The 255-nt window shown below is 51.0% G+C and carries 1 protein-coding gene; it reads left to right on the top strand.

All coding sequences use genetic code 11. The features are described from left to right. Positions 1-17 precede the first annotated feature (17 nt). On the top strand, positions 18-255 hold a 238-nt coding region (locus MRBLSP13_RS22380; protein ID WP_363756714.1), incomplete at its 3' end, for a hypothetical protein.

The raw sequence follows: 255 nt of genomic DNA, 5'->3' as shown, positions 1-255 counted from the left end.
CGTTCAATGGCATCTTCATGAAGGCCATGGAAGGCTACAAGAAGGTCAGTGAGATATTCGGTGATGATGACACAGACGGTGAAAAAGGTGGCGGCAAGACAATCGGCAATACGATGGTCAGCAACGCCAACTTGCTCGCTCTTGTTGCACTAGGCGACGGCCCAATCGGCGGCATCGTAGGCAACACGACTGAGGAAAAAGAAAAGAACATCTACATCAACAATCAGCCTCTCCGCGACCACGGAACAAACAACC

It is taken from the genome of Sphingobium sp. LSP13-1-1.1 (assembly GCF_040676415.1).
Classification (GTDB): Bacteria; Pseudomonadota; Alphaproteobacteria; order Sphingomonadales; family Sphingomonadaceae; genus Sphingobium.
This window is presented reverse-complemented; position numbering and strand designations above follow the sequence as displayed.